Source organism: Micrococcus sp. HG099 (genome assembly GCF_024723355.1).
Classification (GTDB): domain Bacteria; phylum Actinomycetota; class Actinomycetes; order Actinomycetales; family Micrococcaceae; genus Micrococcus; species Micrococcus endophyticus.
The window spans coordinates 24,725-32,530 of record NZ_JANQCJ010000010.1 but is presented as its reverse complement, the minus strand read 5'-3'; the positions used below and the strand labels follow the sequence as shown (position 1 = coordinate 32,530).

Annotated in this window: 10 protein-coding genes; 4 read left to right on the top strand and 6 right to left on the bottom strand. The window is 73.2% G+C overall.

Features of this window, described 5'->3' with window-relative positions; translation table 11 throughout:
- Positions 1-76: 76 nt before the first annotated feature.
- Both NWP10_RS02070 and NWP10_RS02065 read right to left on the bottom strand, forming a co-directional pair.
- Positions 77-502 (bottom strand): hypothetical protein, encoded by a 426-nt coding sequence (locus tag NWP10_RS02070; protein ID WP_192593497.1) that lies wholly within the window; start codon positions 500-502, stop codon positions 77-79.
- A complete protein-coding gene (locus tag NWP10_RS02065; protein ID WP_017487949.1) occupies positions 502-921 on the bottom strand; it encodes an organic hydroperoxide resistance protein in 420 nt (139 codons plus the stop codon). The genes NWP10_RS02070 and NWP10_RS02065 overlap by 1 nt, the downstream gene beginning before the upstream one ends.
- A 111-nt stretch (positions 922-1,032) precedes the next feature.
- Here NWP10_RS02065 and NWP10_RS02060 point away from each other — a divergent pair, with 111 nt between their 5' ends.
- Entirely contained in the window at positions 1,033-1,521 is a 489-nt protein-coding gene (locus tag NWP10_RS02060) for a MarR family winged helix-turn-helix transcriptional regulator (protein ID WP_258299721.1), read from the top strand.
- A 32-nt stretch (positions 1,522-1,553) separates the two neighbouring features.
- Here NWP10_RS02060 and NWP10_RS02055 read toward each other — a convergent pair whose 3' ends face one another.
- The 4 genes from NWP10_RS02055 to NWP10_RS02040 form a co-directional block, all read right to left on the bottom strand.
- On the bottom strand, positions 1,554-2,564 hold the full coding sequence (locus NWP10_RS02055; RefSeq protein ID WP_258299720.1) for an NADP-dependent oxidoreductase: 1,011 nt from the start codon (positions 2,562-2,564) through the stop codon (positions 1,554-1,556).
- A gap of 41 nt (positions 2,565-2,605) precedes the next feature.
- Positions 2,606-3,289 carry a type 1 glutamine amidotransferase domain-containing protein gene (locus tag NWP10_RS02050; protein WP_258299719.1) on the bottom strand — a complete coding sequence of 228 codons (684 nt, stop codon included), beginning with the start codon at positions 3,287-3,289 and terminating at the stop codon, positions 2,606-2,608.
- Positions 3,290-3,403: 114 nt separating this feature from the next.
- Entirely contained in the window at positions 3,404-5,056 is a 1,653-nt protein-coding gene (locus NWP10_RS02045) for an ABC-F family ATP-binding cassette domain-containing protein (RefSeq protein WP_258299718.1), read from the bottom strand.
- A 55-nt stretch (positions 5,057-5,111) separates the two neighbouring features.
- Positions 5,112-5,678: a GNAT family N-acetyltransferase gene (locus NWP10_RS02040; protein WP_258299717.1), complete on the bottom strand. Its 567-nt coding sequence runs from the start codon at positions 5,676-5,678 to the stop codon at positions 5,112-5,114.
- 73 nt (positions 5,679-5,751) lie between these two features.
- Here NWP10_RS02040 and NWP10_RS02035 point away from each other — a divergent pair, with 73 nt between their 5' ends.
- From NWP10_RS02035 to NWP10_RS02025, 3 genes are read left to right on the top strand one after another with little or no spacing between them, the layout of a single operon-like run.
- Entirely contained in the window at positions 5,752-6,462 is a 711-nt protein-coding gene (locus NWP10_RS02035) for a histidine phosphatase family protein (protein WP_258299716.1), read from the top strand.
- Positions 6,463-6,478: 16 nt separating this feature from the next.
- Positions 6,479-7,021, top strand: coding sequence for a DUF3090 domain-containing protein (locus tag NWP10_RS02030; RefSeq protein WP_258299715.1), 543 nt, complete (start codon positions 6,479-6,481; stop codon positions 7,019-7,021).
- Positions 7,021-7,803 carry an SCO1664 family protein gene (locus NWP10_RS02025; protein WP_258299714.1) on the top strand — a complete coding sequence of 261 codons (783 nt, stop codon included), beginning with the start codon at positions 7,021-7,023 and terminating at the stop codon, positions 7,801-7,803. Before NWP10_RS02030 ends, NWP10_RS02025 begins: the two co-directional genes overlap by 1 nt.
- The last annotated feature ends 3 nt before the right edge of the window (positions 7,804-7,806 follow it).

The window sequence follows — 7,806 nt, the reverse complement described above, 5'->3', positions numbered from 1 at the left end:
CCGGAGATGTGTATAAGAGCCGGGGCCCCGGGCGCGCGCCCGGAGCCGGCCCAGGACCGCAGGACCGGCGACGGCGTCAGCCGCGCCCGCCGTGCTCCCGCTCGGGGATTCCCGCAGCCCACAGGGCGGCCGCGATGAGGGCGGGCTGGCCGAACAGCCGCGCCAGGCGGCGGCCGTCGGTGTCCAGCCCGAAGCCGTCCTTGCGCTCGGCGTACTGCCCGATGTTCCCGGGGTAGATCGCGGTGTAGAAGGCCGCCAGGGCGGTGCCGGTCAGGCGACGCTGCCCGGGGAGCGCCAGCAGAGCGGCCCCGAGACCGATCTCGGCCACGCCGGATCCGAGCACCACGAGGTCCGCCGGGAGCGGGACCCACGAGGGCACCTGCGCGCGGAACTCACGGCGCGCCACGGTGAGGTGGGACAGCCCCGCGGCGGTCATGAACCCGCCGAGGCCGAGGCGGGCGGCGGTCTGGGAGAGGGGGACGGACTGCCGGCGCTTCGTCATCACGCCTCGCCGAGCTCGAGGACGACGTCGATGTTGCCCCGTGTGGCGTTCGAATAGGGGCACACCTGATGCGCCTGCTCCATGAGGGCGCGGGCCTGGTCCGCGGGGACGTGGGGCAGCACGACCTCGAGGGTGACCTCCAGGCCGAAGCCCTCACCCTGGCGGCCGATGCCCACGCGCGCGCCGACGGAGGAGTCGGTGATGTCGGCCCGGGAGGCGCGGGCGACCATCTGCAGAGCCGAGTGGAAGCACGCGGCGTAGCCGGCGGCGAACAGCTGCTCGGGGTTGGTGCCCTGGCCGGAGCCGCCCATCTCGGTGGGCACGGCGAGGTCGAGGTCGACCCGTCCGTCGGTCGTGCGGACGTGGCCGTCGCGGCCGGCGCCGGTGCTGAGCGCCTCGGCGGTGTAGATGGTCTCCATGAGAGGTCCTTTCATCCGCCCGCCCCGTGCGGGACGAGTCGGCTCCAGCCTGCCACCCGTTTAGGTCGTGCGCAACCAAGTTGTTCGCCAGCGACCACTAGAATCGCTCCCATGGATGCCGCGCCGACCCCCAGCCTCGCACTCGAGGACCAGCTCTGCTTCGCCCTGCACCGGGCGACGCGCGCCGTCACGCGCGGCTACGGCCCGCTGCTCTCCCGCATCGGCCTCACCTACCCGCAGTACCTCGTGATGCTCACCTTGTGGCAGGTGGAGGGTGACGCCTCGGCCGAGACGGAAGCGCCGACGCCGGGCGCCGGAGCACTGGCGGTCGGCGCGCTGCGGGACCGGCTCGGCATGGACAACGGGACGATCACACCCCTGGTGCGGCGCCTGGCCGGCATGGGGCTCGTCACGCGGGAGCGCGACGTCCACGACGAGCGACGCGTGCTGGTCCGGCTGACGGACGAGGGACGGGCGCTGCGGGCGTCCGCCCGGACGGTCCCGGCGGACGCCCTCACCCGGATCCCCCTCGACGCCACCGAGCGCCAGGTCCTCATGGGCCTGCTGAACCGGATCTCCGAGGCCGTCGGGCCGCGCTGAGCCGCCGAGAGGCGATAGGCCGCCGTCGCCCGTCACAGCCGGACGAGCATCTTCCCCGTGTTGGCGCCGTCGAGCAGGTCGATGAACGCCTGGGGTGCGTTCTCCAGACCCTCCCGGACGGTCTCGTCCCACTGGATCTTCCCGGCGGCGACCCACGGGCCCACGCGCTCGAGGAACTCGGGGCGGACCTGCGCCGCGTACTTCTGCAGGACGAAGCCGCGCAGGGTCAGCCGCTTGCCGATCGCCAGGGCGAGGTTGCGCGGGGCGGCCGGCGGCTCCGTCGAGTTGTACTGGGCGATCGCACCGCACATCGCCACGCGGCCGTCGACCCGCAGCGCGGCGATGGCGGCCTCGAGGTGGTCGCCGCCCACGTTGTCGAAGTAGACGTCGATGCCCTCCGGCGCCGCCTCGGCCAGCAGATCGGTGGGAGAGCCGTCGTGGTAGTCGAACGCGGCGTCGAAGCCCAGCTCCTTCACCCGCGCCACCTTCTCGGGCGTCCCCGCCGAGCCGACCACGCGCGAGGCGCCCAGCAGGCGGGCGATCTGGCCGGCGACCGAGCCGACGGCCCCCGCGGCGCCCGAGATGAAGACGGCGTCGCCCTCCTGCATCTCGGCCACGTGCACGAGGCCGGTGTAGGCGGTCAGACCCGTCATGCCCAGCACGCCCAGGTAGGTGCTGTCCGGGAACTGGGAGGTGTCCACGGCATGGACGGTGTCGCCGTCGAGGACGGCGTGCTCGCGCCAGCCGAGGCCGTGGAGCACGGACGTGCCCTCCGGCACGTCCGCGTGGCGCGAGGCGATCACGGTGCCCACCGCGCCGCCGTCGAGGGGGGCGTCGAGCTGGAACGGGGGCACATAGGACTTGACGTCGTTCATGCGGCCGCGCATGTACGGGTCCACGGACATCACGGTGTTGCGCACGAGGACCTGGCCCTCGGCGAGCTCGGGGAGCTCGACCTCCGTGAGACGGAAGTTCTCCGGCGTCGGGGCGCCGTGGGGGCGGGACGCGAGGTGGATCTCGCGCGTGCGGGTGGGGGTGCTCATGGTGGTCTCCTCGGGGTCGGGGCGGCGGGCTCGGTGGAGGGTCAGCGCGCGAGCAGGTCCAGGAGACGGCGGGCGGTGTCCGCGGAGGAGGCCGGGTTCTGGCCGGTCACCAGGGTGCCGTCCGTGACCACGAAGCTCTCCTGATCCGGGCCCTTGCGGTAGTCCGCGCCGGCGGCGATCAGCGAGTCCTCGACGAGGAACGGGACCACGTCCGTCAGCTGGGCGGCCTCCTCCTCGCCGTTGGTGAACCCGGCGACCTGACGGCCGCGCACGAACGGGGTGCCGTCGGCGGCGGTGATCGGGTGCAGGATCCCGGGCGCGTGGCAGACGAGGCCGAGCGGGCGCCCCGCCGCGTCGCTGTCGAGGATGATCCGCTGGGAGTCGGCGTCGGACACCAGGTCCCACAGCGGGCCGTGACCGCCCGGGTAGAAGACGGCGTCGAACCCGTCCACGTCCACCTGTGCCAGGGGCGTGGTGTGGGCCAGGGCGGCCTTGGCCTCCTCGTCCTGGTCGAACCGGCGGGTGGCCTCGGTCTGCATCTCCGGCTGCGAGCTCGTCGGGTCGATGGGCGGCTGGCCGCCGCGGGGTGAGGCGAGGGTGACCTCGTGGCCGGCGTCCGTGAAGACGTAGTAGGGCGAGGCGAACTCCTCGAGCCAGAACCCGGTCTTGCGGCCGGTGTCGCCCAGCTGGTCGTGCGAGGTGAGGATCATCAGGATGCGGGACATGTCTGGGGCCCTTTCGTTGGTGGGGACTGCACTGTCATGGTCGTACACAACCGAATCGCGGGCAAGGGTGACGGCGCCCACCAGCCTCACGCCGCGGCCGCCGCGCCCGGGACGTCAGCGCTCCGTCACCCGCCCGTCTTGGACCTGCCAGCGTCGGTCCGTGCGGACGGCCTCGAGCATGCGGCGGTCGTGGGTGACGAGCAGCAGGGCGCCCTCGTAGGTCTCGAGGGCCTGCTCGAGCTGTTCGATGGCCTCCAGATCCAGGTGGTTGGTCGGCTCGTCCAGGACGAGCAGGTTCACGCCGCGCGCCTGGAGCAGGGCCAGACCGGCGCGGGTCCGCTCGCCGGGCGAGAGCTCGTCCACCGGCCGGGTGACGTGGTCCGCCCGCAGTCCGAACTTGGCCAGCAGCGTGCGCACCTCGCCCGAGGCCATCTCGGGCACGAGCGCCTCGAACGCGTCGGCCAGCGGCGTGGGGCCGGCCAGCAGCGAGCGGGCCTGGTCGATCTCGCCGACCTGCACGCTCGAGCCGAGGCTCGCGGCGCCGTCGTCGGGATCCTGCCGGCCGAGCAGGCCGCGCAGCAGCGTGGACTTGCCCGCGCCGTTGGGGCCGGTGATGCCCACCCGCTCCCCCGCGTTGACCTGCAGGGACACCGGGCCGAGGGTGAACGAGCCCTGCCGGAAGACGGCCTCGTTCAGCGTGGCGACCACCGAGCTGGAGCGGGGCGCGGCGCCGATGGTGAACTCCAGCCGCCACTCCTTGCGCGGCTCCTCCACCTCCTCGAGGCGGGCGATGCGGCTCTCCATCTGGCGGACCTTCTGGGCCTGCTTCTCGGACGACTCGGCGTTGGCCTTGCGGCGCAGCTTGTCGTTGTCCGGGGACTTCTTCATCGCGTTGCGCACGCCCTGGCTGGACCACTCGCGCTGGACCCGGGCCCGGGAGACGAGGTCCGCCTTCTGCTCGGCGAACTCCTCGTACTTCTCGCGGGCCTGGCGGCGCAGGCTGGCGCGCTCCTCGAGGTAAGCCTCGTAGCCACCGCCGTAGACGCGATTGGAGTGCTGGGCGAGGTCGAGCTCGAGGACGCGGGTGACGCAGCGGGCGAGGAACTCGCGGTCGTGGCTGACGAGGACCACGCCACCGCGCAGCTCCTGGACGAAGCGCTCGAGGCGCTCGAGGCCGTCCAGGTCGAGGTCGTTGGTGGGCTCGTCCAGGAGCACGACGTCGAAGCGCGAGAGCAGCAGCGCGGCCAGGCCGACGCGGGCAGCCTGCCCGCCGGACAGGGAGGTCATGAGGACGGCGTCGGGGTCGGAGCCCAGGTCCAGGCCGAGGTCCGCGAGGACCTCGGGGATGCGCTCCTCCAGGTCCGCCGCGCCGCTGGCGAGCCACCGGGACAGGGCGGTGTTGTAGCGGTCCGCGGCGGCGTCCCCGGCATCGGGGGCGCCGAGCGCCTCGGCGGCCTCGTCCATCTCGGCCGTGGCGGCGGCGCAGCCGGTGCGGCGGCCGATGTAGGCGGCCACGGACTCCCCCGGCACCCGCTCGTGCTCCTGCGGCAGCCAGCCCACGAACGCGTCCGCCGGGGCGAGCGAGACCGTGCCGGCCTGCGGGGCGAGGTCCCCACCCAGGATCCGCAGCAGCGTGGACTTGCCCGCGCCGTTGGCGCCCACCACCCCGACGACGTCGCCCGGGGCGACCGTGAGGTCCAGCGACTCGAACAGCGTGCGGTGGCCGTGCCCGCCGGCGAGGTGCGATGCGACGAGGGTGGCGGTCATGGGTGAGGTCCTTTGCGTGGAAGTGCGGGGTGGAGCGCGTGCGGGCGGAGGTGCGTCAGGCGGCCGACGCGCCGTGCATCTGCCAGTCGCGGCGGAGCAGGCCGTAGACCCACGAGTCGGAGACGACCCCGTCCACGATGCAGTCCTCGCGGAGCGTGCCTTCGAGGCGGAAGCCGAGCTTCTCGAGCACGCGGGCGCTGGCGGGGTTGCGGGTGTCGCACTCGGCCTGGACCCGGTTCAGATCCAGCGTGCTGTAGGCCCACTGCAGCAGTGCGCGGGCGGCTTCCGTGGCGTAGCCCTGTCCCCAGGAGTCCCGGGTGAAGCAGAACCCGAGGGAGGCACTGCGGAAGTCCGGGTCCCAGCTGTTGAACGTGCACCAGCCGAGGAACGCGCCGTCGGATCGGCACTCGACGGCGACGCGCGCTCCGGTGCCCTCCTCCGCCGCCCGGACGTTGCCGGCCATGAACCGCTCCACGGAGCCGCGGTCCTTCCAGGGCGGGGAATCCCAGTAGCGCAGCACCTCGGCGTCGGTCATGAGCGCGAACAGAGCGTCACCGTCGGCCTCGGTGAAGGGCCGCAGGCGCAGCCGATCGGTGTCGAGTGTCGGGGTGACCAGGGTCATGCGGACATCCTGGCATGTGGTCGATCCTGCAGAGGGGCGGCACCACGGCCGGCGCCGTCATTAGGCTGGCGGAATGGCGACGGTACTTCTCGTGCGGCACGGCCGCACCACGGCCAATGCGACCGGGATCCTGGCGGGCCGGACCCCCGGGGTCGACTTGGACGACCTCGGACGGGAGCAGGCGGCCCGCACCGGTGAGCGGATCGCGGCCGTGCCGGTGGCGGCCGTGGTGTCGAGCCCCCTGGAGCGGTGCGCGCAGACGGCCCGCGCCCTCCTCGATCGCCAGCCGGGGACGGTGTCCTCGCTGGTCGACGACGACCTCACCGAGTGCGACTACGGCCAGTGGCAGGGGCGCGCGCTCAGCGACCTGGCCACCGAGCCCCTGTGGGCGACGGTGCAGACCCAGCCGTCCGCCGTCGTCTTCCCCGGCGGGGAGTCCATGGCGGGCATGCAGGCCCGCGCGGTGGCGGCGATCCGCCGGCACGACGCCGCGGTCGAGGCCGAGCACGGGCCCGGGGCGGTGTGGGTGGCGGTGAGCCACGGGGACGTGATCAAGTCGATCCTCGCCGACGCGCTCGGGACGCACCTGGACATGTTCCAGCGGCTCGAGGTGGGACCCGCCTCCGTGTCCATCGTGAGCTACGGTCCGAGCCGCCCGCGGGTCTGGGCGATGAACACCGACGCCGGGGACCTCGCCTGGCTCGCGACGGCGGGCCCGTCCGGCGACGCCCCGGTGGGCGGCGGAGCCGGCACGGACCCGGTCGCAGACTCGGCGAACGGCTGAGGCCTAGGATCGACGCATGACCGAGTCGCCCACCCATGTCCATGAGTTCGACTGGCCGGATCGGGTCGTGATCGGGACGCTCGGCCGTCCCGGAGCCCGCACGTTCTACCTGCAGGTGCGCACCGGGCCCCGGCTGGTGAGCCTGGCCTTGGAGAAGCAGCAGTCGGCCCTGATGGCGGAAATGATCGACGAGATCCTCGATGATCTCATGGCGCTGGACGGCAACCCGCACAGCGTCCCGGCCAGCACGCCCGTGGAACTCGTCGACAACGATCCGCTGGACCCGGTGCAGGAGTGGTTCCGGGTGGGGGCCATCGGCCTGGGCTGGGACCCCACCACCGCGCAGGTGCTCATCGACGCGCACCCGCTGACCGACGACGACGCCGACCCGGCGCTCGAGGCGGACGCCGAGGCCGTGCGCGTGCGGATGCCCGTCGGCGCCGCCCGGGCGTTCGCCCGGCGCACCCGGGAGGTCGTGGACGCCGGGCGTCCGATCTGCTCGGACTGCGGCCAGCCCATCGACCCCGACGGCCACGACTGCACCCTCCCCGACTCCTGATGAGCGCCGCGGACGTGCCCGCCGGCGAGCTGGTGTCCGGGGAGCTGACGCTCACCGGCCGCATCACGACGGCGTCAAACGCCACGTTCCTCGGCGCGATCGATGACACCCCGGTGGTCTACAAGCCGGTGGCCGGTGAGGCCCCGCTCTGGGACTTCCCCGCCGGAACCCTGGCCCACCGCGAGGTGGCCGCGCACCGGGTGTCCGAGGCCCTGGGGTGGGACATCGTGCCGCGCACGTGGCTGCGCGACGGCCCCTTCGGCGACGGCATGGTGCAGCTCTGGCAGGAGCAGGATCCCGAGCAGGACGCCGTGGACCTGTTCCCGGCGGACGAGGTGCCGGCATCGGGATGGCTCACGATCCTGGAGGGTGAGGACGAGGACGGGAACCGGCTGGTCCTGGCCCATGAGGACTCGGCGGCGCTGCGCCGGATGGCGGTGTTCGACGTGATCGTCAACAACGCCGACCGTAAGGGCGCCCACATCCTCGCCATGCCCGGCGGTCACCGTTACGGGGTGGACCACGGGCTCGCCTTCCATGTGGAGGACAAGCTGCGGACCGTGCTGTGGGGATGGCTCGGTGAGGAGCTGAGCGAGGAGGAGCGCGACGGCGTCGCCCGGGTTCTCGAGGGGCTCGACCGTGAGCTGGGGCGGGGGCTGGCGGAGCTGCTGGGCGCCGTGGAGATCGGTGCCCTCGCGGAGCGTTGCGCCGGCTTGCTCGACGACGGGCGTTTCCCGGCCCCGAGCGGTCTGACGCCTGCCGTCCCCTGGCCGCTGTTCTGACGG